Genomic DNA, 26,589 nt, shown 5'->3' with positions numbered 1-26,589 from the left:
CAATCGGCACCGCATCCGGCATCGCCGACGGCGCAGAACTGAGGCCCCCTGATATGTCCAACGCAGTACCGTTGCTCGCGATTGCCGCATTCGCGGTTCTCGCCCGCATCGCGCTGCCGTTCTTCTTCTCCACGTGCACGTCGGCTCCGCCGCCGGCCGGTAACAGCGCCAGCAGGAGGTTCTGCGATCCCTCGGCGGGCGGGCGGGCGGACGGAGGTCAAGGTCTTGGCCTCCGGCACCGGTTGGTCCATGGACCAGACGCTCTGGGTGGCCCACGAGCACGGTTACGAGCTCTCTCGCGTCGAGGGCTTCCGCGCGCAACCCAGGTATCTGGTGCTGCGCTCCACGCGCGCGTTCACACCCCCTTTCCCGTCCCCTTCGCCGCACGGCACGTTACCTGAACTGCGGCCCGCGTCCGAGGAGATGAAGAAGGCCGGTAATCCGGGTGCGATCAAGGCCCTGGCCCTCGTGCTCGGACTGCCCGGCGCGGGCATGCCGACGAGGGCCGGGAGCCCGTGCCCTCCCGGCCCTGCCTCGTGCGGGGTGTCAGCTCGCCTGGGTGAGTTCCAGTGCGACGTCGACGATCATGTCCTCCTGGCCGCCTACGAGGCCGCGCTTGCCGACCTCGACGAGGATCGTGCGGACGTCGACGCCGTAGCGCTCGGCTGCCGCTTCGGCATGGCGGAGGAAGGAGCCGTACACCCCGGCGTACCCGAGGGTGAGGGTCTCGCGGTCGACGCGGACCGGGCGGTCCTGGAGCGGGCGGACCAGGTCCTCGGCGGCGTCCTGGAGAGCGAAGAGGTCGCAGCCGTGCTGCCAGCCGTTGAGGTCGGCGACGGCGACGAAGGGTTCGATGGGGCAGTTGCCGGCGCCCGCTCCCTGGCCGGCCAGCGACGCGTCCACGCGGGTGACGCCTTCCTCGACGGCGGCCATGGAGTTGGCGACGGCGAGGGAGAGGTTCTCGTGGGCGTGGATGCCGAGTTCGGTGGCGGGGTCGAGGACGTCGCGGTAGGCGCGCATCCGCTCGCGGACGCCGTCCATCATGAGGCGGCCGCCGGAGTCGGTGACGTAGACGCAGTGGGCGCCGTAGGACTCCATGAGTTTGGCCTGCTGGGCGAGGGTCTTGGCGTCGGCCATGTGACTCATCATCAGGAAGCCCGAGACGTCCATGCCCAATTCGCGTGCGGTGGCGATGTGTTGGGCCGCCACGTCGGCCTCGGTGCAGTGGGTGGCGACGCGTACGGAGCGCACCCCGAGCGCGTAGGCCCGCTTGAGTTCCTCGATGGTGCCGATACCGGGCAGGAGGAGGGTGGTGAGGCGGGCGTGGGTGATGTGTGCGGCGGCGGTCTCGATCCACTCCCAGTCGGTGTGGCTGCCGGGGCCGTAGTTGAGGGAGCCGCCGGCGAGGCCGTCGCCGTGTGACACCTCGATGCCGTCCACGCCGGCCGCGTCGAGGGCGGCGACGATCTTCCCGACCTGTTCCGGTTCGATGCGGTGCCGGATGGCGTGCATGCCGTCGCGGAGGGTGACGTCCTGGATGAACAGCTTGGTGTCATGTGTGGCGGTGTCACTCATGCGTCGGCTCCCTGGAGTTCGGTGGTGCGGGCGGCCATGGCCTCGGCCATCCGCAGGGCCGCGCTGGTCATGATGTCGAGGTTCCCGGCGTACGCGGGAAGGTAATGTGCGGCGCCCTCGACCTCGAGGAAGACGGACACCTGGTGGGTGACCGGGGCTGTGGTGAGGGTGTGCACGGGCTGGTCGGCGGGGACCGGCGTGATCTGCACCTGCTGCTTGAGGCGGTAGCCCGGCACGTACGCCGAGACCTCGTCGACGCGCTTGGTGATGGCCGCGCGGATCGCGTCGTGTGCGGTGGCGTCCGGGGCGTTCACCAGCGCGAGCACGGTGTCCCGCATGATCAGCGGGGGCTCCGCCGGGTTGAGGACGATGACGGCCTTGCCGCGCTGGGCGCCGCCGACGGTCTCGATGGCGTGGCTGGTCGTCTCGGTGAACTCGTCGATGTTGGCGCGGGTGCCGGGACCGGCGCTCTTCGACGCGATCGAGGCGACGATCTCCGCGTACGGGACGGGTGTCACGGAGGAGATGGCCGCGACGATCGGGATGGTGGCCTGACCGCCGCACGTCACCATGTTCACGTTGTCCGCGCCGACGTGTTCTTCGAGGTTGACCGCCGGGATCACCATCGGGCCGATGGCGGCGGGGGTCAGATCGACGAGCTGCTTACCGTACGGGGCGAGGGCGGCGGCGTTCGCGGTGTGCGCCTTCGCGGAGGTGGCGTCGAAGACGATGCGGATGTCCTCGAAGCCGTCCATCGCGATCAGGCCCTGGACGCCCTCGGCGGTCACGGGCACGCCGAGGCGTTCGGCGCGGGCGAGGCCGTCGGAGGCGGGGTCGATGCCGACCATCGCGCCCATTTCGAGGGTGTCGGAGAGGCGGAGCACCTTGATCATCAGGTCGGTGCCGATGTTGCCCGAGCCGATGACGGCGACCTTGCTCTTCATGCGGTGGCTCCCTCGGGGGTGGCGGTGTGGAAGCGGACGGAGACGGAGCCGAGTCCGGTGATGTCGGCGGTGAACGTGTCGCCGGCCGCGGCGGGCACCATCGGGCCGAGCGCGCCGGACAGTACGACCTGCCCTGCGCGCAGCGGGTCGCCGACGTCGCGGGCGGTCCGGGCGAGCCAGGCCAGCGCGGTGAGCGGGTCGCCGAGGCAGGCCGCGCCGTCGCCGGTGGAGACGGTCTCGCCGTGCCGCTTCAGGGTCATGGCGGCCTCGACCGGTTCGAACTCGGTGAGCGGCCTGGCCGGGGTGCCGAGGACGTAGAGCGCGGAGGAGCCGTTGTCGGCGACGGTGTCACCGAAGGTGATGTCCCAGTCGGCGATCCGGCTGTCCACGATCTCCAGGGCCGGCACGGCGTGCGCCACGGCGGCCCGGATCTGCGCGTCGTCGAGCGGTCCTTCGGCGAGGTCGGCGCCCAGGACGAACGCGATCTCCGCCTCGACCTTCGGCTGGAGCAGCCCCTCGACCGGTACCGACGCCCCGTCGTCGACGCTCATGTCGGCGAACAGCACCCCGAAGTCCGGTTGGTCCACGCCCAGTTGCTGTTGCACGGCGGGCGAGGTGAGCCCGATCTTGCGACCGGTGACATGGCCGCCCGCCTCGATGCGGTCCGCGGTGAGCAGCGCCTGGACGGCGTAGGCCGCTTTCACGTCGTCGCTGCCGATCAGGTCGCGGACCGGGGCGCAGGGCGTGTGGTCGGCGGCGGCGCGGAGTAGGCGGCGTGCGGCCTGCGACACGGCGCCGCCGGGGCCGGGGCGGCGGCCGGGGCCGTTGTCGGGGGAGATCTCGTTCATGCCTTCAGCTTGGACACCGGGGTCGCGCCATGCCCAGCATTGAGTTCCGCCTGGCGGAACTCGCCCGTGGATCGGAACCCGTGGATCGGAACCCGCGGATCAGTGCCCGCGGATCAGTGCCCGCGGTTCAATGATTGCGCAGCTCCGCGCGCCGTCCGAGAGTCGCGGAGATCCCCGCCGCGGCGGCGCGCACGCTGTTGGCGTGCCGGGCGGGCTGGAAGCGGTGCACCGGGCCGGTGACACTGATCGCCGCCACGATCTCGTCCGCCGGGCCGAAGATCCCGGCAGCGACACACACGATGCCGACCGCGGACTCCTCGTACTCGAAGGCGACGCCCTTGGTGAGAACGTCGGACAGCTGCCCGGTCAGGACGTCGACGTTGGTGATGGTCCGGGGTGCCTTGCGCTCAAGCGGGCCGCGCAGCGTGGCCTCGCGGACCTCGGCCGGGGCGTGCGCGAGCAGGATCTTTCCGATCGCCGTCGCGTGCAGCGGCATCCGCCCGCCGAGCCGCGAGGGGGAGTCGGCCTGCTGATGGCCGCCCATCTTGGCGACGTAGACGACCTCCGTGCCCTCCCGAGTCCCCAGATGGACCAGCTCGTGCGTGCGCACGTACAGGTCCTCCAGGAAGGGTGTGGCCACCTCGAGCAGTCCGCGCTCGACCGACGCGCGCATCCCCAACTCGAAGACCAGACCGGACAGCCGGTAGCGCCCCTGCACACGGTCGAGGAGCCGGGCGGCCACGAGATCGCCGAGGACCCGGTGCAGGGTGCTCTTCGCGAAGTCGGTACGCCGCTGCAACTCGGCGAAGCCGAGGGTGGTGTCCTCGACGGTGAAGGCCTGCAGCACGGTGAGGGCCTTGGCCAGGACACCGCTCGGCGCGTGATCGCTCAAGGGGGTCATCCTTTTCGGAGGTGCCCGGCGCAGTGGGGGCGCAGACATCACGGACGGCTCGACTGTACGGGACGGGGCGCACCTCTCCGTGATGACGGTGTGTCACCACTGCCCCCGTAGACTGGGCGGATGAGTGACAACCAGGCGGGGGCGGACACGCAGGGCGCGCCGGGCGAGGGGGCCGGGCGCGTCGGTGGGCGGGGGAGCGGGGCGGCCGGGAAGGCCGTCGGGTCCCAGACGCTCTCGCGGGGACTGCGCGCCCTCGAACTGGTCGCCGGGCAGCCGCAAGGGCTCGCCGTGCAGGACGTCGCGGAGCACCTCGGCGTACACCGCACCATCGCCTACCGGACGCTGGTCACCCTCGCCGAGCACCACCTCGTCGTCCGGGCTTCGGACGGCCGCTACCGGGCCGGGTCCGGCACGGTCACGCTGGCGCGTGGATACGTGGCCGGGGCCCGTGAGGCCGCTCTGCCGCTGCTGCGCCGTACTGCCGACGAACTCGGCGCCACGGTCGCGCTGATCGCGGCGGAGGGGGACGAGGCCGTCGCCGTCGCCGTGGTCGAACCACGGTCCGTGGACTACCACATCGGCTACCGGGTCGGCAGCCGTCACCCCGTCGGCGTCGGCGCGGCCGGCCTCGCGCTCGCGACGCTGCGGCTGCCCGCGCCGGCGGAGCCCGCCGAGGTCACGCAGGCCCGCGAACAGGGGTACGCCCGCACCTTCGGCCGGATCGAGCCCGGCGCGCACGGTGTCGCGGTACCCCTGCACATGGCGGATCCGGCCCTGCACATGTGCGTCAACCTCATCACGTCACGCGAGAGCGTGGCCGACGCGTCCGTGCCCGCGATGAGGGCGGTCGCCAAGGAGATCTCGGCGCTGGGGTGAGGGGGGCCGGTGGTGGTCGGCGCGGCACCTGCCCCTCCCTGAGACCGCGGACCGGGGGTGGGCGTCGGGCTCAAGTAGCTCGACCCGCCATGCCGTCAGGGTCGCAGTGTCAGCAGACCGGGACGGTAGGGCAGGAGGCCGTAGTCGCCGCCGGAGTCGGGGCTGCGTCCCTGGTAGAGCAACTGCAGATGGCAGGGGTCGACGGTCATGGTCTGATCGGCGCCGGTGCGCAGCAGTTCGCCGTGGCTGATGTCGTTGGTCCAGGTGGCGCCGCTGTTGGCCTTGCCCGCGAAGGGGTTGCTCTCGGTCGCGGCCTGGGGTGTCCACGAGCCGTTCAGGCTGGTGGCCGTGAACGAGCGGAAGTAGCGGCCCTGGGAGCCGATCGCCTCGACCATCATGAGGTAGCGGTTCTGGCCCTGGAGTTTGTAGACCTGCGGGGCTTCGAACAGGTTGTTCGTCGTATCGCTCATGACCACGGTCGAGTTGGTGCCGAAGCTGCCCGGGAAGTCGCCGATCGGCATGGCGGCCCGATAGATCTTGCCGTTGTCACCGGCGAAGAACAGGTACATGTTCGTCCCGTCGCCGATGAGTGTCTGGTCGATGGGCCCCGTCCCGGAGCCGGTGATGCTTCCGGAGAAGAGCGCGTGCTCGGACGACCAGCCGTTCGGGTTGGCGGGGTCGCTCGACGTCCGGTAGGAGAAGGCACTTCCGCCCCACTGGTAGGTGAGCACCCAGACGTTCTTCGGCGCGAAGTAGAAGAGCGTGGGCGCGACGGTGGCGGAAGACATGGTGTTCTGGCCGGCCGAGGCCATGTCCGACCAGTTGGTGAACAGGCCGAAGTTCATCGACCCCCACTTCGTCCCCGTGTCGTGCGTCGTCGCGTAGACGAGCTGCTTGCCGTTGTACGGGGCGACGGTGAAGTCCTTGAGCGAGGCCCATCCCGACTTGGGCTGTGCCAGTGCGCCCGTGGATGTCCAGCGGTACGACGCCGGAAGATCGCAGGTGCCGGGGGTGTCGCCGCCGACCTTGACGAGCTGCCACTGCTGGTTGGCGCCGCCCCAGTCGTCGTACTGGACGATGTTCGCGCTGTCGGCGGTGGAGCCGCCCTGCACTTCGAGGGCCTTGTTGCTGTGGCGCGAGATCAGCCGGACGTAGCCGTCCGAGCTGTCGGCCAGCCGCCACTGCTGATTCGTGGCGTTCAGGTCGGTCCACTGGACGATCGGACCGCCGTTCGCGGTCGACCAGTTGTGGACGTCCAGCACCTTGCCCGACAGACGGGACTTGACGCGGTAGTAGCCGTCCCCGGAATCGACGAACTGCCACTGCTGCTGGCTCTGATCGTTTCTGGCCCACTGGGTGATGCGGGCGCCGTCGTTGGTCGCCATGTTGTAGACGTCGAGGGCTTTGCCGCTGTTGCGGTTCACCAGTACGTACGAGGCGTTGGGGTCCACGGTCGCCGCGCCGGCGGGCTGGGCGCCGAGGAAGGTGGCGACGAGGAGCAGGGGCGCGAGGACCGCGAGTAAGTGTCTCAGGCGGACCGGGGACGGTCGGCGGAACCACATCATTGGGACTCCCTTGAGGGTGAGGACACGTCCGGCTTGAGGGCCAGGGACGTCCGAAAAATTCTCGGAGTATTCCCGGAATCTGTGACGCCACAAGCTAGGAATGTGTGACTCCCCGGTCAAGGCCTGTCGCTGAACTGTCCATAAACAGCGGCCCGTTGAGGGTTCCGGAAGCTTTCAGGGATGGAACGGAAACTTCTTCTGCCGGGTGTATTGACGATGCACCGCCAACACCTCAATCATCCGTGTCTGAATCCCCGTCCATCGTTCGAGATGACGAACCACACACCACACTTCAGCGGAGGCACCGTCATGGGTCCGTACGTCCTTTCCAGATCCGTTGTCCATCGAAGGCTCCGCGGTCTGCTGTTATCGCTGGTCGTTGGCGTTCTCGCGGCGGCCGCCGCACTGGTCGCGCCGCCGGCCGCACACGCCGCCGAGAGCACGCTCGGCGCCGCCGCGGCGCAGAACGGCCGCTACTTCGGCACCGCCATCGCCTCCGGCAAGCTGGGCGACTCGGCGTACACGTCGATCGCGGGCCGCGAGTTCAACATGGTGACGCCCGAGAACGAGATGAAGCCCGACGCCACCGAACCGCAGCGCGGCCAGTTCAACTTCACCGCCGGTGACCGTGTCTACAACTGGGCGGTGCAGAACGGCAAGCAGGTGCGCGGACACACCCTGGCCTGGCACTCCCAGCAGCCCGGCTGGATGCAGAGCCTCAGCGGCAGCGACCTGCGCCAGGCGATGATCAGTCACATCAACGGCGTGATGGGCCACTACAAGGGCAAGATCGCCCAGTGGGACGTCGTGAACGAGGCCTTCGCAGACGGCAGTTCGGGGGCCAGGCGCGACTCCAACCTGCAGCGCACCGGCAACGACTGGATCGAGGTCGCCTTCCGCACCGCGCGCGCCGCCGACCCGTCCGCCAAGCTCTGCTACAACGACTACAACGTCGAGAACTGGACCTGGGCCAAGACCCAGGCCATGTACAACATGGTCAAGGACTTCAAGCAGCGCGGTGTGCCGATCGACTGCGTCGGCTTCCAGGCGCACTTCAACAGTGGCAGCCCGTACAACAGCAACTTCCGCACCACCCTGCAGAACTTCGCCGCGCTCGGTGTTGACGTGGCCGTCACCGAACTCGACATCCAGGGCGCCTCGTCCACCACCTACGCGAACGTGACCAACGACTGCCTGGCCGTCCCGCGCTGCCTCGGCATCACCGTCTGGGGTGTGCGCGACACCGACTCCTGGCGCTCGTCGGACACTCCGCTGCTGTTCAACGGCGACGGCAGCAAGAAGCCCGCCTACACCGCCGTCCTCAACGCACTGAACGGGGGCTCCACCACGCCGCCCGCGGATGCCGGACAGATCAAGGGTGTCGGCTCGGGCCGCTGCCTGGACGTGCCGAACTCCAGTACCTCCGACGGCACCCAGGTCCAACTGTGGGACTGCTCGGGGGGCACCAACCAGCAGTGGACGACCACCGCCTCCGGCGAGCTGAAGGTCTACGGCAGCAAGTGCCTGGACGCTGCCGGCTCCGCCAACGGAGCCAAAGTCCAGATCTACGGGTGCTCGGGCGCCGACAACCAGAAATGGCGCCTCAACTCCGACGGTTCCATCGTCGGAGTCCAGTCCGGCCGCTGTCTCGACGCCGTCGGGGCCGGCACCGGCAACGGCACCCTGATCCAGCTCTACTCCTGCTCGAACGGCAACAACCAACGCTGGACCCGCCCCTGATACGACCCGCCACACCGCTTCGGGGCCGCCGCCATCGCCGATGCCCGACGGTGCACGCGCCGTGCGTCGGCGAAGCCGTGCCGCTCGCTGAGTCCCATGCCGAGTCGCAGCAGGGCCGTCGCCGTGTCCCGGCGCCGAGCCGCTGTATCGCCGAGCGCGGCGGCTCGCAGCAGCGGTTCGATCGCGTCGTGGAAGCGGCCCCTGTCGGTCATGGAGGTGCCCAGGTCGAGCGGCGCTTCGTACTCGGATCGGCTCTGCGGTACCACGGTCCTCCAGAGTGATCGGACCCGGCTTTTGACCTTGCCACATCCAGAGGGAAGTTGGGGCTCAGAGGGCCCACCAGGCCCAATTCTGGCGGGAGTTGCTACCGATTGCCCGCATGGGCAGGTCCGGGGAAGGGCCGTCGTGCCGTCGTGCTGGTGCCTGCCGGTCCAGGCAGGTGGCAGGTGGCACGTAAAACAGGCACGAGACGCCACGCCCGGCGAGTCACGAACGGCGGCGCGTGATCCCGAATGTCAGACGGCAGGCATAGGCTTCGAACCGTGGCATCGACCCCGAACCCGACACATCCTCCGGTGCGGTTCGAGACGGCTGAGCGTGTCTGGCGTCTCGTCGTCGACGAGGCCGATCGCGGGCGCGCGGGGCCCGAGCAGGTGCGGCTCGCGTGCGTCCTCACGCTGGCCCGGGCGACCGGCGGGCGGGCGCGGGTGGGGGAGTTGCAGCAGATCACCATCGACGATGTCGACGTGGAGGTGGGCACGGTCGCGGTCCGGCACGCGCGGCCGGGACCTGCGACCGGCTCCCGCTACCTGCGCACGTACCCGCTGGACGACGATGCGTTGACGGTGCTCGGCTGGTGGCTGGACGCCCGGAAGCGGGTGATGCACGGGCCGATCGAGGGCGACCGCGTGCGGGCGTTGTTCGTGACGGTGCGGGCCGCGCACAGACCGGACGGCACCCTGTACCACGTGGGGATGCCGATTCACCCGCGCGGAATGCAGCAGTCGTGGGACCGATTGGTGGGTCGGTTGAATGCCCGTCATGTCGGCCAGCCGGGGTTCCCGTTGCCGCGCCGGTTCGAGCAGATGCGTCGGGCGTGGCGGTAGCTCCCGGCCGAGGAGCAGGCGCAGGAGGAACCGCGTGTCGTCAGTTACGGATGGACCCTCCACCGGCCTTCCGAAATGACATCCACCTTGCCGTCCCTGACACGTACGGCCGTCTCGTCGTCGATGAAGTAGACCGGGAAGTCCGCCCGCGCGGCGATGCGGTCGGCCCAGGCGTCGTCCCGCTCGGGGAAGTCCGGTGAGTTCAGGTGGGGCTTGAGGTACCAGTCGAAGAGGCCGAACGGTGGCTCGATGGTCGTCGCGCCGAGGACGTGGAGGTCCGCGGTGTCACCTACGACGTCGGCGGAGTGTCCGGTGAGATGACGGCTGAAGATCATTGATCCGGCGCTGAACCCCACGTAGACCCGGCTCTGCAGCGCCTCCAGGAAGCCGTCGGCCAGGCCGTTGCCGGTGATGCTGCGCGCGAGGTGGTAGTGGTTGCCGCCCGCTACGTAGATGACGTCTGCGTGGAGCAGCCGGTCGAGCACCATCTGCTGGGGCAGGCCGTTCAGCTCCAGGATGTCGAACTCCTGCCAACCGAGGCCGTGCATCCGGTTCAGGTCCGCGACGGACCACCCGTGGTCCCCTGCCTCGGCGACGGACGCCGTGGGAACGTACACGGCGTTCGCCGACCCGAACGGCTTGCCCAGCATGTCCCGCAGCGCTTCCCGCTGGGTCTCGTTGCGCAGGCCGGCTGATGTCAACAGAAGGTTCATCGGACGAGCCAAGCACGGCTCACGGGGCTGGTGCAACGAACCCAGGAGCCACCAACACGGTCACGGTAGGGGTGCATGGTGGCCTGCTGTGATCACGAACGTCGGCACGGTCGTCGCTGCGCGGCTCAACAGGCGGGGCGAGGGCTGGTTTCGCCGCCTGCCCTTTGGGCTCAGCCAACTGGACACGGTGGCCGCGGACCCGACCAGAAAGGCCTCATGCCGTGGACCTGGACGAGATGTTCGGCGAAGGCGCCTTTGTCCTTGGTCGTGAGATGCCGGGCAGCTGGACGCTTCGACCTGTCCGGCGGCGGACACCGACGAGCCCGAGGGCGGCCTCGTCCTCGCCGTGCGGGTTCTGACCGGCCTCACCCTTACCGCGGCCGCCTTCGAGGGGCGGTGCGCCGGGGGTGTGTCCGGGGCCGTCTCCTGACCTGGGGCTCAAGACGAACTTGAAGGTCAAGTAAGGGACTGTGCAAGCTCGTTGGGTTGCAGCTGAGTACCGGGGTCACGGGGGAAACCAGGACCGATCGGGGCCCCGGCGATGACATGAGGGGGAAGAGCGACTACCTCAACGACCGCATTCTCGCCTGGGACGAGTCCTTGAGCTGGGCGGTCAGCGACGCGTACCACGTGCGCATCAGCTGAGGACCGAGCCCGAGGCGGACGTGTGTCCCCTTCCCCCCCCGTGGCCCGGACGACTGGGAGGGGCCGGTCGCGGCACACGGGATCACTCCTGTCGCCGCTCTTACCGAAAACCCGTTACTGCGTCATGATCCACGGAAGCGCAGCGAAGAGAGATCCGAGCAGTGTGCCTGTAGGAGTGATGGATGACGTCTCGCCGCCAGATCCTCGGTGTTCTGGGAGCCGCCCCCGCGATCGCCGCCCTCGGCAGCACCGGCGCGCACGCCGCCACTGCCGCACCGGCGGGGAAATCGACCAGTAGCGGGGCCCGCGTTCGGCCCGCCTCGATCATCCCGGTCACCGGGGAGGACACCCCGGAACAGATCATCGCCAAGGCCGCCAACGTCGTGCCCAGAAAAGGACAGTTGGCGTGGCAGCGGCGGGAGATTACCGCGTTCACGCACTTCGGGATGAACACGTTCACCGATCGCGAGTGGGGGTCGGGCGCCGAGGACGCGGCGACGTTCGCGCCGACAGCCGTCGACGCCGACCAGTGGATCCGCACGTACCGGGCCATGGGCGCCGAGCTTGCGATGATCACGGCCAAGCATCACGACGGGTTCACGCTGTTCCCCAGCCGGTACACGCCTCACTCGATCCTCAAGAGTCCCGGGCAGCCGAATGTCGTCCGCAAGTACGTGGACGCGGCGCGCGCCCAGGGGATGCGCGTGGGGATCTATCTCTCGCCCTCCGACGGCGGCGAGTTGCCGCATGCCTGGCACGCCGACTGGATCGCGTCGCTGCGGAAGAAGCAGTCCGAGGGCGGGAAGCTGACCTCGGTGGAGCAGACCGCCGTCGATGACGGTGACCGTGCGCCCGGCGGCCTCGGCCGGTTCGGCAACGGCAGTGCCGTCAAGGAGCACACCATCCCCACGCTCGTGGACGGCGACGACCGGGCGGACGCCGTGCGGTCGGGGAAGCTGCCCACGTTCACCGTGCACGTCAACGACTACGACGCGTACTACCTGAACCTGGTCTACGAACTGTTCACCGAGTACGGACCGTTGGACGAGTTCTGGCTGGACGGCGCCAACCCGTGGGCCGACGCCGGGATCACTCAGGAGTACCGCTTCGAGGAGTGGTTCCGGGTGATCGACGCACTGTCGCCGGACACCGTGGTCTTCGGGGGCCCGGCGGGCGTGCGCTGGGTCGGCAACGAGGACGGGGTCGCCCGCGAGACCGAGTGGAGTGTGGTGCCGACGACCGCCGACCCGTGGACGTACCACGGCGAATGGCTGCTGCCGCACGGCGCGAGCGTCGACGACATCGGCTCCCGGGCGCGGCTCACCGAGCCCGGCGTGACCCACCTGTCCTGGTTCCCGGCGGAGGCCGATGTGTCCAACCGGCCGGGCTGGTTCCATCACGCGGACGAGAAGCCGAAGACGGCGGCGCAGCTCTTCGACCTGTACGAGAAGAGTGTCGGACGCAACGCGACCCTGCTGCTCAACGTGCCGCCCTCGAAGGCGGGGACGATCGATGCCGCGGACGTCGCCGAGCTGACGGCGTTCGGCCAACGGGTCCGGAAGGTGTACGGCCGGCCGGTGGCCAGGAACGCCGACGGGACGTCCACCTTCGACCGGGTCGCGGTCCGCGAGGACATCGAGCACGGGCAACGCGTGGAGAAGTTCGACGTAGAGGCCGAGATCGGCGGGGCCTGGCGGCGGATCGCCTCCGGTACCACCATCGGCCATCAGCGGATCCTGCCGCTGGACGCCTCCGTCACCGCGAGCCGCGTACGCATCAAGGTGCTTGCCGCCCGCGCGGAGCCGCACCTGGGCCGGACCACGCTCCACCGGGCGACCGACTGACCCACGCTTGGGGTGCGGAACTCGGCCTCGGTGACGGCGTGCTCGTGTACGCAGGTGTCGTCGATGCCGAGGGTGTCCCGGGCCGCTTGCAGGGCGTCTCGGTTCAAGTCCGTGCCGATGAAGCCCAGTTCCTGGACTTCGGTGACGTGCGTGTCGCGGGCGGCGGTCGGCTCGACGCGGGCTACGGAGTCGGCCTGTGACCACAGGTCCGTGGCGTTCGGACGGCTCGCAAGTGTGAAGAACCCCTCGTAGCGCAGGATTTGGCCGAACGCCCCGCGGTCGAGCCGCTCCGTGACGAAACTCCACAACCGTCCCGGGCGGGAGGGGCGCGGGGATCGGAAGACGGTGGAGGTGACTCCGCTGGCTTGCGGATGTCGTGGCCGGTTGGTCGCCGGTGGGTCAGTCGAGGTCCAGGCCGCGGCGGCCGGTGTCGTTCAGGTCGTCGAGGGTGAAGCGGTCGGTCCAGGTGCGCTCGTAGTGTTCGGCGGGGAAGTCGCTGGGGCTGGAGCCGGTGACGAAGGCCTCGCGGACCTCGGCGGCGTAGCGCTCGTTGCGGGCGCACCAGGGGGCGGCCGGGATGTACATGACGTTGCCCCAGCCCTTCTGGTCCTCGACCGGCGCCACGCTGTGGATCATGTCGCAGTGCCACCAGACGGAATCGCCCGCCTTGACGTCGGGGATGGGGGTCAGGGCCCGGTAGAGCGTGGGGTGCCAGCGCTTGGTGACCGGGAAGACCTGGTTGGGCCGCACGCCGCACATGGAGTCCTCGGGCACGTCCGGCATCAGGGGGCGCAGCAGCAGGTACGCCATGATCTCGGGGATCGGGACGGTGTGCAGGACCCCCTGGTCGTTGTCCATGTCCGAGAGCGCGGTCCAGCCCTGGAAGGTGCGGAACGCCGAACACATGGTGGAGCCGGGGTACTGCGGACCGGTGGTGCGGTGGGCGGCGTCCCACGGGTCGTACCGGTCGACCTCGCCGTTGAAAAGGTGGCGGAACGCCTTCTGGTACTCCGCGGTCATCCACAGGTCGAGGGTGCCCGGGTCGCAGTGCGTGCCCAGGCCCGAGGAGTCGGCGCCCGGCGGGCGGCGGCGGATGCGGTCCGGGTAGAGCGCGTCACGGTCCGGGTCGAACCACTGCGTGCCCTCGTCGTCGGTGTGCTTCCAGAACGAGTTCAGGAACGACTGCACCGTCGCCATCCGCTCCGACTGGCGCGCCTGCATCTGCGCCTGCGACCAGTAGACCGGGTAGATCTCAGGCTTCGAGCCGACGCTGCCGAAGAAGTCGTCGCCCGGGCCGCGGTAGGTCTCGAAGAACTTGTTGCGCTCGACGTAGTCGACGATGCCGGCGTCCCAGGCCAGGGCCTGCTCGCGCGGGAAGTGGCCGCGCACGATCAGGCAGCCCCGCCGCTTGAGCTTGTCGAGCTCGTCGGCGGTCACGGTGCCGTCCGCGATGGCGTCGTAGTCCAGGACCGGCCAGACCTCGTCGCCGCGCTCCCGGTCGGCCTCGATCTCGGCGACCCGGGACTCGATCCGCCGCTCGGCCGCGGCGAAGACCTCCTCGACGCTGCGGCCGGAGGCCTCGATCCGGGCGCGCAGGGCGGCCTTGGTCTCGCGGATCGCGGCCGAGAGGTCTTCGGGGGTCTGGTCCCAGTGCGGGAGGGCGGGTGCCGGGTGCGGCTCCGTGGTGGTCATCTCGACTCCATTGGTGAGGACTCCTTACTAGTGCGACGGTAGGCGCTCCCCGCAGCTTTTGGCAACACTCCTTACTAGAATGGTTCGCATGACCCCTCCCAAGCCGTCACTGGAGCTGCTGCGAGGCCTGACGGACGAGAACGTGCTACGCGCTCTCATGGCCCGCGACCGGCTCACCAGGGCGGAGATCGCCACCCGGACCGGCATCTCCAAGCCCACCATCTCCGACAGCGTCCAACGCCTCGAACAGGCAGGACTGGTGGCCGACACCGGCGAGCGGACCACTGGGCGCGGCCGGGTCGGTTCCTACTACTCGCTCTCACCGCAGAGCGGCACCGCGCTGGTCGCGAGCATCACCCCGCACGGCGTGACCGCCGAAGCCGTCGACGCCCTCGGACACAGTCACGGACAGGTGCGCACCAGCCTGAAGGCCGACGCGGGGCAGGAAGTCGCCGCCCGCGCGCTGGCCGCCGCCGCACGGAAGTTGGGGGAGAAGGCCGCCGGCCCGCTGCGCCTGGCGGTGGTGAGCGCCGCCGACCCCGTCGACCGCGCGACGGGCCGGCTGGTGCACCTGCCCGACGCCCCCTTCCTGGTGGGCGCACTCGATCCGCCCACCGTCCTGAAGGACGTCGTACTGGGCCCCGTCCTCGTGGACAACGACGTCAACTGGGCCGCCCGCGCCGAGTACGAGCAAGGCTGCGCGCAGGACATCGACGACTTCGTCTACCTCCACCTCGGCGAGGGACTCGGCTGCGCCGTGATGAGCGACGGCACCGTGCGCCGAGGCCACCGGGGACTGGTCGGCGAGATCGCGCACCTGTGCACCGAGGGGCCCGACGGGCAGGCCATGGCCTTCACCGAGGTCTTCGCCGTACTGGGGCTGCGCCGATCCGGGTCCACGGCTGTCGACGTACCGAAACTGCTGAGGACCCTCGAAACCCCGGGCACCGAGTCCGACCGGGTCCGTACGACGCTGGCGCGCTCCATCGGAGGCGTGCTCACGGCAGCCGTCTCCCTGGCGGACCCGCGGACCGTCGTCGTGGGCGGCACCTGGGGCCCCCACCCCGCCATGCTCGCCGCGATCGACGAGCACTTCCGGCGAACCCCGCGCCCCGTCCCCGTGAGCGCGGCGGTCGTGGATCTGCCGGAGCTGACCAGTGCGCGGGCCCGCGCGATCGAGGAGCTCCGGGCCCATATCGTCCGGACCGCGTGCGATGCGACGCATGCGTGACACCCAGAGGCACGGTCAGGGTTATGTGGAACGGCCATGACCGGTCGCGTGTACAAACCTCAAAGGGTGGCGGTTGGTTGATTCCGCTCGGGGCGGAGCACCACCTCGCTGCCGATGGGGGTGAACCCGCAGGCGAGGAAGGCGCGCAGGGAGCGGGCGTTGCCGGGTGAGACGGCGGCGAAGACTGGTTCGCCTTCGGGGACCAGCGAGAGGGCGTCGATGAGCAGGGATCGGCCGTGGCCGTGGTCGTCGTTGTGGGTGTGGTGGAGTTCGATGCTCAACTCCCGTCGCCCGGCGAGGCCGTCGGCCAGGGTGATGAGGCCGCGCTCGTCACCGTGGACCGTGACGTTGCTCCGCAGTTCTCGGGCATGACGCACACGTGGGTGATCGTCCGCGTCGGCGAGCGGACGCAGGCGCGGTGGGCCGCCGGTGCCGTGGGCGGTGAGCGTGGCGTCGGTGACACCGATCCAGCCATCGGGGCCGGCGAGGTGGCGCAAGAAGTCCGGGGCGAGTGACGCGCCGAAGCCGTCCGGCTCCTGGTCGTGGACGGCCCCGGGCGTCAGGGCGGTGGCGACGACGGCGTGGCCGGTGAAGGCGACCGAGCACTCCAACCCCGCGGGCAGGGGCGGCAGTACGGTCACCCGGCCGTCGACGGGCGGAAACCGGCCGTCGGCCGCGTCGAGGAAGAACGTCAGGAGCGGGTGCGGTTCACCCATGATCGGTCACCCGTCCGTCGAGGCGAGGTCTGGCAGGGAGTGTGTCAGGCAGATCTTATGGACCGTGTGGGTCTCTGAGCGTTCGACGGGTGGCCGTTCCCGAAGCCGGCGACGGCGCGCGAGGGGGACCGGGTGGGCGCCCGCCGGTTATCGGGCGCGGACGTTGTGGTGCGGATCTGCAGCGCCTCGACGACCACCAGCCTTGGCGTTGCCCGACACCCCACCGGCGGCGTCGCCGGTTGGTGCGTCCGGTGTCCGCCACCATGTGTTATGTGCTGCCCCTCAGCCGCCCGCCGGGCCTACGTTCAGTCGGCCTTCCGCCGCAGTTGCTCCGCGAACCCGGTGACGAGTCGGAGCGGCGGCGACCCGGCGCAGTGGCCGGCCGTCCTCAATCACGCACCAGGCCGGGCGCGGCCTGCCGGTTGGGGTCGGCGCAGCGTTGCAATGGCATGTGAGGGCCTCCTGCACCCGGCGGGTGACCTCGTGCGAGATCCCCCCTCACTGCCACGCCGTGGCCGCCTTCATCGGCGAGGTCGGCTACGGCGAGCCGGCGGCGATCCCCGCCGAGGCGCGCGGACCGCGCATCGCACTCGACTTCCGGTCAGGCCGGCAGCGACGTGCGGGTGAGGGTCACAGGGGTTCCGGGGCCGATCAGTGCCAGCAGGGGCAGGTCCTGGGGAATGACCCGGCCGATGGGAGTGCAGGCGGGGTCCGCGGGCAGGTCGGTGCGGGAGATGGAGATCTCGCCCTGGTAGCGGGGCAGTTCGGCGTTGCCGATGGTGATGGTGCCGGCCGGGCGTGGCCCGTTCGCTCCGCGTACGTCGAGGTGCCGCAAGGCGGCGCGCGAGTCCTCCAGGCGGACGAGCTGTGCGGCCGGGTCCGTGCGCTCCCGGTGGCGGGAGGAGAGCCACGTGGCGGCCTCCGCCGGCAGGGCGGGGTGGGTGACCTGGATGGTCAGGTCGACGGTGGTGTCGTGTGCGTAGGCGGCGAACTGGGCGGCTGTGCGCTCCGTCAGCAGCGGGTCGCCGACCGAGACCACCTCGCAGCCCAGGCCGGCCAGCTCGCCGGCGGCGGCCAGTGGGTGCAGGCCGCGGTGGGCCTCCAGTGTCGGCAGTCCCGCGCACACGGGCGTGCGCAGGAGTCCGTCGCCGGGGACGAAGGCGCCGACGGTGATCCCGTGCTCCTGCCACATGGCGTTGCGCTGGGCGACGAGTTCGCGCGCGAGGCCGGTGTGGCGTCGCGGGTAGAAGTTGTGGCACGCCTCGACACGGGTGAGATCCGCTCCGGCCGCCAGGAGCCGGTCCAGCCACGCGGGGGTGATCGTCGACGCGTTGAGCTGGAGAGGGATGCGGTGCGAGAGGGCGGCGATGTCCTCGTCGGGGAGGCCGAAGTCGACGCGGACGGCATCCACCCCGTACTCCTTGATCTTCTCGGCGGTGTTCGGGGTCAGGCCGAGAGCGGCCAGGGAGTTCTGCGAGATGTCGACGGTCAGGCGCAGCTCGCTGCGGTGGGCCAGTTCGGCGATCTCGCACAGCCGGATGGCGAAGGAGGCCGGGTCGTCCTCCGGCATGTGCAGGGAGGCGAACGCCTCGTGCGCGCCGATCGCACGGGCCTGCGCGCAGGCAGCCGCGGCGGCGTCGAGATGGGCGAAGTAGAGCGAGATCCCGTAGCGCATGCAGCCCAGGATGCGCAGGACGGCGCGGGCTGCGCGAGCGGACACACCCGGGACGCGCGCTCGCCCTCCGGCCAGGGGGCATCGCGTCGACTCCGCCGAGGAAGCCCCGCGTGCGCTCGCGTGTCCATCCGCGCTTCCACCCCTCCGCCCTTCCGTCCTTCCGTCACTGTTCGAGGTTGATTACCTCATCGTCGAACGCGCGAAAATCTATGTCGGCTGGAGTAGACATTGGTCGGTGGCGTGGTTATGGTTTCTCACGTAGTCGAGATCAACAGGGCCCGGCAGGGACGAACTGCCGGGCAGCAGTAGCAGTACCGCAGTTGCAGTGCGCAGGACGGTCCGGTGGTGGAGTTCCGAAGCCAGGGTTGTTGCAGGACGGCGACGGGACTGACGACCGGACCGGGTGGCCCGCAGTCATCAGGGGCCGCCATGGGCAAGTGATTGATCCCAGAGGGAAGAACGGAGGAGCCAGACGCCATCAGGATCGCCCGGGTGGAAAGCGTGAGCCCGGGTACCGCAGGACATCGACAGTGAGGTGGTCTCCGGTCAAGCAACCGCGATCCCCGCACCCCCGACAGCAGCATGGTCGGGCCCGCGGAAACAGAAGTCCGGCGCAATCTCAGGGCCGGAAGATGGTGTAACCGTTCCTTCGGGGCCCTGGTGCCAATGGCACCGGGGCCCCTCGATCGTGCTCCACACACAGGTGCACGTGACAGCAGACGACTCGATCGATCGACCGACTTGACCCGGCTCGGCGGGCTGCCTCTACCTGGGGTGGGCCAGGGTGAGCGGGGTGATGCTGCTGTGGATGCGGAAGAGTGGGGCCATGTCTTCGTGGGCGGCGCGGAGTTCGACGGTGACGGGGCCCGCGAAGGTGTAGCCGTTCTCTGCGGCGTATCTGCGTACCTGGAGCGCCAACTGCCGCTGCACCTGGGGTGCGTGGGGCGAGATTCTGTGGTGTGACGGCCAGGGCAGCAGGACCACGAAGGTGTTGGGGATGATGGTGCGCTGCCGGTCGAGGATGAGCACGTGGTCGTCGCAGTGCTGCCGCATTATCCGGATGACTTCGTCTTCTCTGCGCGGTCGTGGCAGGACGTGGGACCACAGTGGTGCGCTCCAGCGTTCCAGCGTGCCTTCGACGAGGGTCATGAATCTCATCCGGCTTCGCCTGCCCTGTGCTGGAGGGATCACCCTCCCCCGGACGGGTGGGGCCTGAGTCTCGCCGGCGTCCGGCCTGCTGGCGGGCCCGCAGCGACCCTCGTGGGGGTGGTGGAGGTTCAGCCGGTGAGTACTGCGCGGACGGTCTTTCCGCGGGTGTGGTCGGAGTGCAGGATGTCCAGGCGTTGGGTGAGGGCTCGCACGATGGTCATGCCGCGCCCGTTTTCTGCGTGTCGGCTCGCCGTACGGATGTGGGGGCCTGCCGGGTTGTCGTCGTGGACCTCGATGGTGACCCGGGTGCCGTTGACGGTGAGGCGCAGCCGGCAGTCGCCGTGTCCGTGTTCGACGGCGTTGGCCACCAGTTCGGACACGACCAGGGCGGCGTCGCCGAGGTGTTCGGCGCTGATGACCGTGCGTCGGCGCCGGGGGCCGGTGAGGAAGGTGCGGGTCAGGCGCCGGGCTCGCCCGGCCGCCGATGCCGTCGGGGGCAGGGTGTATTCGGCGCGGGTGGCGTGCTGTGGGGCACGCATGGTGGGTCACTTCCCCTCCTGGGACCGGCTGCCTGTCGGGGTGCCGAGGCCGCGACGCTGCGCGGCCGGTCTTTCCCTCATGCCCCGGTGCCTTGATCGTCAACCGGGAACGGTGCCGGAGCGTGGCGCGGGACGGCGGGACTTGTCCTCCGTGTCGTCCTTCTGGCGTACCCTGCACGGCAATTGACGGTGCGTCAGGGCTTGCCGTTACCCCCCCGGAACGCCTGCCGGACACCGGGTCGGGACGGCGCTGTTCGTGGGCGGGGGGAACCGACCGCCGGACGGCAGTCTCGCGGTTCGCGTCGGCCCGAGAAGACCGACCGATCAGACGCTCGCGACGTTACTCAGCCTGCGGCGCGGCTCGACGGGGACGGAAGCGGGGCAGGCCACATCGTCGATGGTTTGGCGTCGCTCGCCGCCGAGAACCACGCAGGCTCCGGTACTTGGTCGCGCCCGGGCCGACCCGTGACGAGTGCGAGCGGTGCGCTGAGCCGGTCCGCGCCGGGCTCGTCGACCGACGACCGCCGCCATGAGCTGAACAGTGAGCCTGGCATTCGGTCATAACGTCAGCCGGTACGGATTCGCTGACGGCCCGCCCCGGGCGATCGGTGATCGTGGTCCGAGGCGGGCCGTCGTGGTGATGCGGGTCAGGCGGGGGTGATGTTCTCCGCCTGCGGGCCCTTCGGACCCTGGGTGATGTCGAAGTTGACCTTCTGGCCTTCCTGGAGCTCACGGAAGCCGGAGGCGTTGATGTTGGAGTAGTGGGCGAAGACGTCGGGGCCGCCGCCGTCCTGCTCGATGAAGCCGAAGCCCTTTTCCGCGTTGAACCACTTCACGGTTCCGATGGCCATGGTGTCCTCCAAGAGACTCGAAAACGGTCCCGCCCTGTGCGGGAACCGGAGGTGATCGTCCTGGTCCTCCGAGACTCTGAACAGCAAGACGCCCGTGAACGCGTGCTCACGGGCGACCGGTACTTCGGATCCACGACAGCTGCGCATGACGTTACACGGGTGGATCTCCGTGTGGTGGGCGCTCGTTGGTTTCTTGCCTTGGTGTCGCGATGTACCGGCCTGGTTGTGTCGCGCTGGTGCTCATGGGACAGGAGTACGCTGACGGTATAGAGGGAACTTCGTTCGCCCCCGTCGCGGCGCCGCCTCTCGGTGAGCGGGAGATGCGGGCAGCGCGAGCCCCCGGATTGCCGGTTGACGCCATGGACGCCATCGCCACACCACTGGGCGGCACCTCACCGAGTGACGGACAGACCTACAGGATGCCCGAGCCCCGTCTGCGGCTGACGCCGGGCACCAGCCACGGCCCGCTCGACGGAGCGTGGTGGCCGCGCTGCTCCTCGCTGGAGCTGGAACTGCCCGCGCTGGTCAGCTCATTGGCGCCGGCTGACGGTGCCGTCACACATGTCACCGTGGACCCCGACTGCTGGCGCGGTGTTCCGCGGAGTGTGATGGCTCCCGGTCATGTGATCGAAGTGGCCACAGTGCGCCTGCCGGACGACGCGCATGCGATCGGCGTGGAGTGCGGCGTGGTGGGACGCTGGGAACTCCTGGTCATCCCGCCCGACGAGCCGGTCGAGGCCGCCGTCCGTCTGCTGGCCGCTGCCTCCGACCCCGAGAACACGCTGAGCGCTTCCCGGATGTTGGCAGGAATCGAGGAAGACCTCGCCGAAGAATCGCCGTCTGATCGGTGAGGGCCACTTGGAGTCGTCGGCGTGGCAGGCGCGCAGGAAGGGGTCCAGAGCGTCGAGGAGGGTCTTGCCGGTCGGCCGTCTGGGAGGGAAGGGAATGGCGAGCGAGGCTCGCGGGAGGCGAGGCGTCGCGGCTCGGGTGGGGCTGGGAAGGGCGCTACCCCCGTGACGTGTGCGCTGTGTGTTGGCGGAGGAAGAGTGCCGCGCGGTCCAGTGCCTCGTCCGCCTCGTCGAGGTCGCCGGCGAACGACTGGAACACGTGCGGCACGTTGGCGGTGACGTCCAGGATCACGTCCACCCCGACGGCCCTCGCACGCGCGGCCAGGCGCGTGGAGTCGTCCAGCAGGATCTCGTTGGTGCCCACCTGGAGCAGCGTCGGGGGGAAGCCGGTCAGGTCGCTCAGGACGGCTGGGCTGAGCAGGGGCTGGTGCGGGTCGGCTCCGGCGAGGTACATGGCCCCGGTGTGTTCCAGGGCCTCGCGGGTGAAGAGCGGGTCGATGCCTTCCTTGGTGGTCATGCTCTCGCCGGTTCGGGTGGCGTCGAGGCCCGGGGAGAACGCCACGACGGCGGCGGGCAGCGGGAGGCCGGCGTCTCGGGCGGCGAGGCAGGTGGTGACGGTGAGGCCGCCGCCGGCGGAGTCACCGGCGAACGCGACGGTCGAGGGGTCCGTGCCGCGGTCGAGAAGAGCGCGGTAGGCGTTCAGGGTGTCGTCGATCGCGGCCGGGAACGGGTGCTCAGGGGCGAGCCGGTAGTCCAGCGAGTACGCCGCAAAACCGGTCTTGGCCACGAGGTGCCCTGTCAGCGACAGGGCGGTCTCGGGGGAGCCGAACACCCAGCCGCCGCCGTGGAAGTACAGGATCGTCCCGGCGCGCGACCCGCTGTCCGGCTCGACGTGCAGTGCGGGTCGGTCGCCGAGCGTCGTCCGTGTCGTGCGGATGGTGTCGGGCACGGTCATCTGGCCCATCAGCGCCTTGAATTCGTCGCGGATCCTCTCGACTGATCGAGGGCCCTCGGGTCGGGGTCGGCGCAGCAGGGCATCGACTTTCGCTCGCTGTTCCTTGCTCATGGGTTCGCTCCCGCCTTAGGTGGCTTCCACGGAACTATATGCCGTGGAATATAACGTACACTACATGCCATGGCATGCACATCGAGCGGCGGGACGGTCGACCTCCCGCGCCTCTTCGTCGACCTGGTCCGATGCGAGACGCGTCTGTACAACGCCCTCAACGACCGACTCCGCGAGCAACACGGGATCGTCACCTCGCAGTTCGAGGCCCTGCGCTACCTGCGCGACCACCCCGACTCCCGCGTGGCGGACCTCGCCGCCGAGTTCGCCATCGGCATCGGAGCGACCAGCAAGACCATCGACCGCCTGGAGAAGCAGGGTTGGGCCGCCCGGCAGCCGAACCCGGCCGACCGCCGCTCCTCACTGCTGGCCCTGACCGATGACGGCGCCCGGCTCGTCGACGCGGCAGAGGACACCTTCACCGCCGGCGTGGCCGAGCTGATCACAGGCACTCTCGACAACGCCTCAGCGACGGCCGCCGCACAGGCCCTCTCCAAGCTGCGCTCCGGGCTCGAACGCAACCAGACCGGCACGCCCACGGGCTGAGCCACATCACACGATGGATGCGGAGATCCATAGCCTGGCAAGGCCGTTGCCCGTCAGGGTGTGATGCGCGGATCTCCGGCGTACGTCCCTCAGGAGCGCGGGCGTGAAGGTGCTGCCGGGCGGGAGAGGGCCGGGGCCAGCCAGCGGTTGAGGAGGGTGCGCAGGCGGGCCTCGTCCTGTGGGGGCTCCCCGGGGTGCTGCAGCAGCGACGTCAGGAGGCGCATGATGACTTCGGCGAGGCCGTCGAGGTCCTCCTCGCCGATGCCCGCTGCGGCCCAGTCGACAGGGAAGCGCTGGAGCATCTTGGCGCCGTAGACGATGGTGTCACTCGTGGTGGCGCCGCGGCCGAAGGCGGTGGTGTCGCCGAGTTGCAGCAGAAGGCTCAGGCGTGGCTCGGTGGGGATGGTGCGTACGCAGAAGACCATGCCCTCGACCACGGCTTCGGCCGGGTCGGTGATGCCTTGCAGGTGCGTGATCATCAGGTCGACGAACGACTCGGCGCCCTGGGCCGCCACTTCGGCGATGATGTCACTGAGGCGCCCGAAGTGGCGGTACACGGTCTGGCGGGTGACACCGAGTTCACCGGCGACGTCGGACAGGGTCGTCTTCGTGACGCCGTGCCGGTCGACGCAGCGGGCGGTCGCGTCGATGATCCGCTGCCGTGCCTCCGCGTCCGATGCGGGAGGTCGGCCTCCCCAGCCGTGGTGCCCCATGGCCTCAGGATCGCACAGGCTCCCCGGCCCGTTGGGGCACGGTCGTCGCCCGGCGCGCGGCCACGACCAGGACGGTCGCTGCGACGGCGCACAGGACGGTGTACCAGAGGCTGCCGACCGGTGTGCCCTGCTCGGTGATGCCGCCGGACGCCGAGACGTAGGCAGGCAACGCGACCAGCCAGAGCACGACATGGACGCCGAGGTACAGGGCCGGATAGATCCGCGCGAACTGTGGTGACGCGGACGCGGACGCGGCCGTGCCAGGGGCCGGGTCCGTCCGTCGCGCGCGCCAGATGTCCGCGAGCAGGTAGAGGCCGACGACCCAGACCAGGGCGATCTCGACGCCGAGTACGGCCCGCTGGATACCGAGTTGGTCCCCGCCCCGGAAGAGGTTGCTGGGCACGCCGGCGATGCCCATCGCCAGCGGGGTAAGGACACCGGCGGCGACGGTGCGCAGGGAGACCTGACGGCCGGTGAGCATCGCCCGGCCGTCCTTCGCTCCGACCAGCCGTACGACGAGGTAGGTCATCGCGCCGAAGGACACCGAGGCGAACAGGAACATGCTGTTCATCGGGACCGCGGCGAGTGCCGGCTCGTTGATCATCCTGTTGCCGGGGTTCCAGGCCCACCACTTCAGCTGCGGTCCGAGCTGATCGAAGATCTCGTAGAACACCTGGCAGACGAACGCGACGGCCAGCGAACCGGCCAGTGGGCCGCGCCGGGCGAAGACGCCGAGGGTGCGGACCAGTTCGTAGGCGAGCTGAGACAGCGCCGGATAGAACGCCACGATGTAGAGCGGCAGCCGGTCGTACATGAACTGCACGGTGAACACGTTGTGGGAGAAGATGAAGCCGACGTGCTCCTGAAGCCCGAACCAGCTCGGGAAGTAGAGCGGTGGCTCGATCACCGCCAGGTAGACGACCGAGGCGAACCACAGCGAGATGTTGACCGGGTCGCCGTCGCGGCGCCACCGGCGCCACGCGTGGACCAAGGCGAACACCGCGCCGCCGATGACGAGCAGTTCGAGGAACGGCATGGTGCCGTTCTCGAGTTCGAACGGGTTGCGGAAGTCGACGACGGGAGCGGCGTCGTGGCAGGAGAAGCCGAGCCCTTCCGCGAGGCGTTCGGCCGCGGAGTCGCATGAGTAGCCCATTCGTCACTCCTCGAGTCGGTGGTCCCTGGTCCCGGTCCGTGGTTCCGGTCCGTGGTCTGGTGTCTCAGTCCTTGACGAGGTCCGTCTCCGTGGCGGGCGAGTGGCCGTCGCGGGTGAGGTCGTCGGCGCTGGTGATTCCCGTGAAGTCGGTGCCGGGCGGGTCCTGTTGGTCGTCGAAGCCGTGGGGCACGACCGTGCGTCCGAACAGCTCGCGCACTTTGTAGCGCGCGATCCGCAGCCAGAACCGTGGGTCGGTGGCCATCTCCCGGAGCGACTTGTCGAGATTGAAGACCTGGGTGAACGTCCGCTCCACGTAGTCGTCCTCGCGGCTGGTGGCGGTGATGGCGTTGAAGACCGGCCAGCTCAGACGCCCGGCGATCCTGCGGCGCCACGCGGGGACGACTTCGGTCCCTGTCGCGAAGTCATAGGCCTGGTCACGGGCCATCGCGAGCATCCAGGGCACGTCGAGCGACTTCTTCTGCCGCGCGAGGAACTCGCGGAAGAAGGCGGCGTCGAGGGTGTCGCGGCCGCGCAGCAGCTCGGCGAGGATGAGCGCGGAGCGGGCCGCCGAGCTCATCCCCTGGGCGTAGAACGGGTTGAACGCGCAGATCGAGTCGCCGACACTCGCCAGGCCGAGCGGCGGCCGGTCCAGGAGGTCGAAGCGGCGCCACTTGTTGCCGGTCGAGCGGGTGAGGTGCACCTCGGACGTGGGTGTGCAGTCGTGCATCGCCCGCCCGAAGGACGCCGCCCGCACGCGGTCCGCCGCGGCCTCGAAGGCGTCGACCTCGCGCGGCATCCGAAGGCCCCACGCCCCCATGCACACGATGGCCCGATCGCCCTCGATCGGGAAGAAGTTGCTGAGGAACTCGTGCTCCTCGGGGTGGTCGCCGCTGTCCTGGGTCGGCGTGACGACCAGGTGCTTCCACCACCACGACGCGGGACGCCGGTCGGCGGGCGGCAGGTCGTACCACCGGGACGTGTAGGTGACCTTGGCGTCGAGGGTCTTCTCCACCGGCGCCGGCCACCCCGCCTCGCTCAGCCAGTCCGCCACGGAGGAGCCACGCCCCAGAGCGTCGACGACCAGGTCGGCGGGGAGCAGGCCCGAATCGTCGCCGGCACGGAAGTCGACTCCCTCGACCCGTCCGGTCGTTGTGCCGGCGCCGCTCGTACGCAGCCCGGTGACGGTCACGCCCTCGCGGATCTCGATGGCCGGGAGCTCACGGACCTTGTCGCGCAGGACCCGCTCGATGAGCACGCGGGAGCTGTAGACCATCGTCATCGAACTGGACTTGCGCGCGGCCCAGCCGTCGTTCTCGCAGTACGCCGCGTCCAGCGACGGCATCAGGAGCATCCCGCCGGCGGCGATCAGCGCCTCCTCGAAGCCGGGGAAGATCTCGCCGATCGCGCGGCGCCCGGAGTTGAGCAGGAAGTGCGGGTGCTTGCTCTGCGGTACGCCGCGGCGGTGCTCGGCGTCCGGCGGGAGTTGATCCCGCTCCAGGACGATCACCTTGTCGAAATGGTTCGCGAGCACTCCCGCGGCACACAGCCCGGCGACACTGCCGCCGAGTACCACGGCCGTTTCTCCCCGCATGATTCCTCCATTCATACATGTTGTGGCTGAATGTATGATCGACGGGAGGGGAAGCTAACAGG

24 protein-coding genes and 1 pseudogene are annotated in these 26,589 nt (G+C 69.7%); 7 read left to right on the top strand and 18 right to left on the bottom strand.

All coding sequences use genetic code 11. The annotated features are described in order from the left end of the window. Window positions 1–546: 546 nt before the first annotated feature. The 4 genes from dmpG to ACP4E5_RS09505 all read right to left on the bottom strand — a co-directional run bounded on the left by dmpG (window position 547) and on the right by ACP4E5_RS09505 (window position 4,259). Window positions 547–1,575 carry a 4-hydroxy-2-oxovalerate aldolase gene (dmpG, locus tag ACP4E5_RS09520; RefSeq protein ID WP_425826928.1) on the bottom strand — a complete coding sequence of 343 codons (1,029 nt, stop codon included), beginning with the start codon at window positions 1,573–1,575 and terminating at the stop codon, window positions 547–549. Next, a complete protein-coding gene (locus ACP4E5_RS09515; RefSeq protein WP_425826926.1) occupies window positions 1,572–2,519 on the bottom strand; it encodes an acetaldehyde dehydrogenase (acetylating) in 948 nt (315 codons plus the stop codon). Before ACP4E5_RS09515 ends, dmpG begins: the two co-directional genes overlap by 4 nt. Further along, complete coding sequence (locus ACP4E5_RS09510) at window positions 2,516–3,367, bottom strand: 2-keto-4-pentenoate hydratase (RefSeq protein ID WP_425826924.1); 852 nt, start codon at window positions 3,365–3,367, stop codon at window positions 2,516–2,518. The genes ACP4E5_RS09515 and ACP4E5_RS09510 overlap by 4 nt, the downstream gene beginning before the upstream one ends. Before the next feature lie 127 nt (window positions 3,368–3,494). Further along, a complete protein-coding gene (locus ACP4E5_RS09505) occupies window positions 3,495–4,259 on the bottom strand; it encodes an IclR family transcriptional regulator (protein ID WP_425826922.1) in 765 nt (254 codons plus the stop codon). A gap of 129 nt (window positions 4,260–4,388) precedes the next feature. On the opposite strand from ACP4E5_RS09505, the gene ACP4E5_RS09500 reads away from it, so the two are divergent. Then, complete coding sequence (locus tag ACP4E5_RS09500) at window positions 4,389–5,144, top strand: IclR family transcriptional regulator (RefSeq protein ID WP_425826920.1); 756 nt, start codon at window positions 4,389–4,391, stop codon at window positions 5,142–5,144. 95 nt (window positions 5,145–5,239) lie between these two features. Here the strand turns inward: ACP4E5_RS09500 and ACP4E5_RS09495 are convergent, their stop codons facing one another. Next, window positions 5,240–6,706 (bottom strand): non-reducing end alpha-L-arabinofuranosidase family hydrolase, encoded by a 1,467-nt coding sequence (locus tag ACP4E5_RS09495; RefSeq protein WP_425841157.1) that lies wholly within the window; start codon window positions 6,704–6,706, stop codon window positions 5,240–5,242. Between the two features lie 312 nt (window positions 6,707–7,018). Here ACP4E5_RS09495 and ACP4E5_RS09490 point away from each other — a divergent pair, with 312 nt between their 5' ends. Further along, window positions 7,019–8,449, top strand: coding sequence for an endo-1,4-beta-xylanase (locus ACP4E5_RS09490; protein WP_425826918.1), 1,431 nt, complete (start codon window positions 7,019–7,021; stop codon window positions 8,447–8,449). Here the strand turns inward: ACP4E5_RS09490 and ACP4E5_RS09485 are convergent. Continuing rightward, a complete protein-coding gene (locus tag ACP4E5_RS09485; protein ID WP_425826916.1) occupies window positions 8,404–8,715 on the bottom strand; it encodes a hypothetical protein in 312 nt (103 codons plus the stop codon). The genes ACP4E5_RS09490 and ACP4E5_RS09485 overlap by 46 nt on opposite strands. Before the next feature lie 276 nt (window positions 8,716–8,991). Between ACP4E5_RS09485 and ACP4E5_RS09480 the strand changes: the two genes are divergently transcribed. Continuing rightward, entirely contained in the window at window positions 8,992–9,555 is a 564-nt protein-coding gene (locus ACP4E5_RS09480) for a tyrosine-type recombinase/integrase (RefSeq protein WP_425826914.1), read from the top strand. Window positions 9,556–9,599: 44 nt separating this feature from the next. Here the strand turns inward: ACP4E5_RS09480 and ACP4E5_RS09475 are convergent, their stop codons facing one another. Further along, a complete protein-coding gene (locus ACP4E5_RS09475; RefSeq protein WP_425826912.1) occupies window positions 9,600–10,268 on the bottom strand; it encodes a Type 1 glutamine amidotransferase-like domain-containing protein in 669 nt (222 codons plus the stop codon). Between the two features lie 827 nt (window positions 10,269–11,095). Here ACP4E5_RS09475 and ACP4E5_RS09470 point away from each other — a divergent pair. Continuing rightward, the gene (locus ACP4E5_RS09470; protein WP_425826910.1) at window positions 11,096–12,757 is read left to right on the top strand and encodes an alpha-L-fucosidase; all 1,662 of its coding nucleotides are present in this window, start codon (window positions 11,096–11,098) and stop codon (window positions 12,755–12,757) included. Between the two features lie 38 nt (window positions 12,758–12,795). On the opposite strand, the pseudogene ACP4E5_RS09465 reads toward ACP4E5_RS09470, so the two are convergent. Together ACP4E5_RS09465 and ACP4E5_RS09460 are read right to left on the bottom strand one after the other, a co-directional pair. Then, window positions 12,796–13,116: pseudogene (locus tag ACP4E5_RS09465) on the bottom strand (CobW C-terminal domain-containing protein); the annotation flags it as partial. 40 nt (window positions 13,117–13,156) lie between these two features. Further along, the gene (locus ACP4E5_RS09460) at window positions 13,157–14,449 is read right to left on the bottom strand and encodes a DUF1479 domain-containing protein (RefSeq protein WP_425826908.1); all 1,293 of its coding nucleotides are present in this window, start codon (window positions 14,447–14,449) and stop codon (window positions 13,157–13,159) included. An 88-nt stretch (window positions 14,450–14,537) separates the two neighbouring features. Between ACP4E5_RS09460 and ACP4E5_RS09455 the strand changes: the two genes are divergently transcribed. Then, window positions 14,538–15,680, top strand: a complete 1,143-nt coding sequence (locus ACP4E5_RS09455) for an ROK family transcriptional regulator (protein ID WP_425826906.1) — start codon at window positions 14,538–14,540, stop codon at window positions 15,678–15,680. A 59-nt stretch (window positions 15,681–15,739) separates the two neighbouring features. Here the strand turns inward: ACP4E5_RS09455 and ACP4E5_RS09450 are convergent, their stop codons facing one another. From ACP4E5_RS09450 to ACP4E5_RS09430, 5 genes are all read right to left on the bottom strand, one after another. Then, window positions 15,740–16,396 (bottom strand): hypothetical protein, encoded by a 657-nt coding sequence (locus tag ACP4E5_RS09450; RefSeq protein WP_425826904.1) that lies wholly within the window; start codon window positions 16,394–16,396, stop codon window positions 15,740–15,742. 601 nt (window positions 16,397–16,997) lie between these two features. Continuing rightward, window positions 16,998–18,116, bottom strand: a complete 1,119-nt coding sequence (locus ACP4E5_RS09445) for a MupG family TIM beta-alpha barrel fold protein (protein WP_425826902.1) — start codon at window positions 18,114–18,116, stop codon at window positions 16,998–17,000. 720 nt (window positions 18,117–18,836) lie between these two features. Further along, window positions 18,837–19,220, bottom strand: a complete 384-nt coding sequence (locus tag ACP4E5_RS09440) for an FhaA domain-containing protein (RefSeq protein WP_425826900.1) — start codon at window positions 19,218–19,220, stop codon at window positions 18,837–18,839. Window positions 19,221–19,348: 128 nt separating this feature from the next. Further along, complete coding sequence (locus ACP4E5_RS09435; protein WP_425826898.1) at window positions 19,349–19,759, bottom strand: ATP-binding protein; 411 nt, start codon at window positions 19,757–19,759, stop codon at window positions 19,349–19,351. 647 nt (window positions 19,760–20,406) lie between these two features. Beyond that, complete coding sequence (locus tag ACP4E5_RS09430) at window positions 20,407–20,610, bottom strand: cold-shock protein (protein ID WP_425826896.1); 204 nt, start codon at window positions 20,608–20,610, stop codon at window positions 20,407–20,409. 359 nt (window positions 20,611–20,969) lie between these two features. On the opposite strand from ACP4E5_RS09430, the gene ACP4E5_RS09425 reads away from it, so the two are divergent. Further along, window positions 20,970–21,461, top strand: coding sequence for a DUF5994 family protein (locus ACP4E5_RS09425; RefSeq protein ID WP_425826894.1), 492 nt, complete (start codon window positions 20,970–20,972; stop codon window positions 21,459–21,461). Window positions 21,462–21,615: 154 nt separating this feature from the next. Here ACP4E5_RS09425 and ACP4E5_RS09420 read toward each other — a convergent pair whose 3' ends face one another. Next, a complete protein-coding gene (locus tag ACP4E5_RS09420; RefSeq protein ID WP_425826892.1) occupies window positions 21,616–22,524 on the bottom strand; it encodes an alpha/beta hydrolase in 909 nt (302 codons plus the stop codon). A gap of 69 nt (window positions 22,525–22,593) precedes the next feature. Here ACP4E5_RS09420 and ACP4E5_RS09415 point away from each other — a divergent pair, with 69 nt between their 5' ends. Next, the gene (locus ACP4E5_RS09415) at window positions 22,594–23,070 is read left to right on the top strand and encodes a MarR family winged helix-turn-helix transcriptional regulator (RefSeq protein ID WP_425826890.1); all 477 of its coding nucleotides are present in this window, start codon (window positions 22,594–22,596) and stop codon (window positions 23,068–23,070) included. Window positions 23,071–23,159: 89 nt separating this feature from the next. Here ACP4E5_RS09415 and ACP4E5_RS09410 read toward each other — a convergent pair whose 3' ends face one another. The 3 genes from ACP4E5_RS09410 to ACP4E5_RS09400 form a co-directional block, all read right to left on the bottom strand. After that, window positions 23,160–23,783, bottom strand: coding sequence for a TetR/AcrR family transcriptional regulator (locus ACP4E5_RS09410; RefSeq protein ID WP_425826888.1), 624 nt, complete (start codon window positions 23,781–23,783; stop codon window positions 23,160–23,162). A 4-nt stretch (window positions 23,784–23,787) separates the two neighbouring features. Then, entirely contained in the window at window positions 23,788–24,936 is a 1,149-nt protein-coding gene (locus ACP4E5_RS09405; protein WP_425826886.1) for a hypothetical protein, read from the bottom strand. A gap of 64 nt (window positions 24,937–25,000) precedes the next feature. After that, window positions 25,001–26,527, bottom strand: a complete 1,527-nt coding sequence (locus tag ACP4E5_RS09400; RefSeq protein ID WP_425826884.1) for an FAD-dependent oxidoreductase — start codon at window positions 26,525–26,527, stop codon at window positions 25,001–25,003. Between the last annotated feature and the right edge of the window lie 62 nt (window positions 26,528–26,589).

This window comes from Streptomyces fractus (assembly GCF_049844455.1).
In the GTDB taxonomy this organism is placed as follows: domain Bacteria; phylum Actinomycetota; class Actinomycetes; order Streptomycetales; family Streptomycetaceae; genus Streptomyces; species Streptomyces fractus.
The sequence above is the reverse complement of the archived record's forward strand: the minus strand, read 5'-3'. Positions and strand labels throughout refer to the sequence as shown.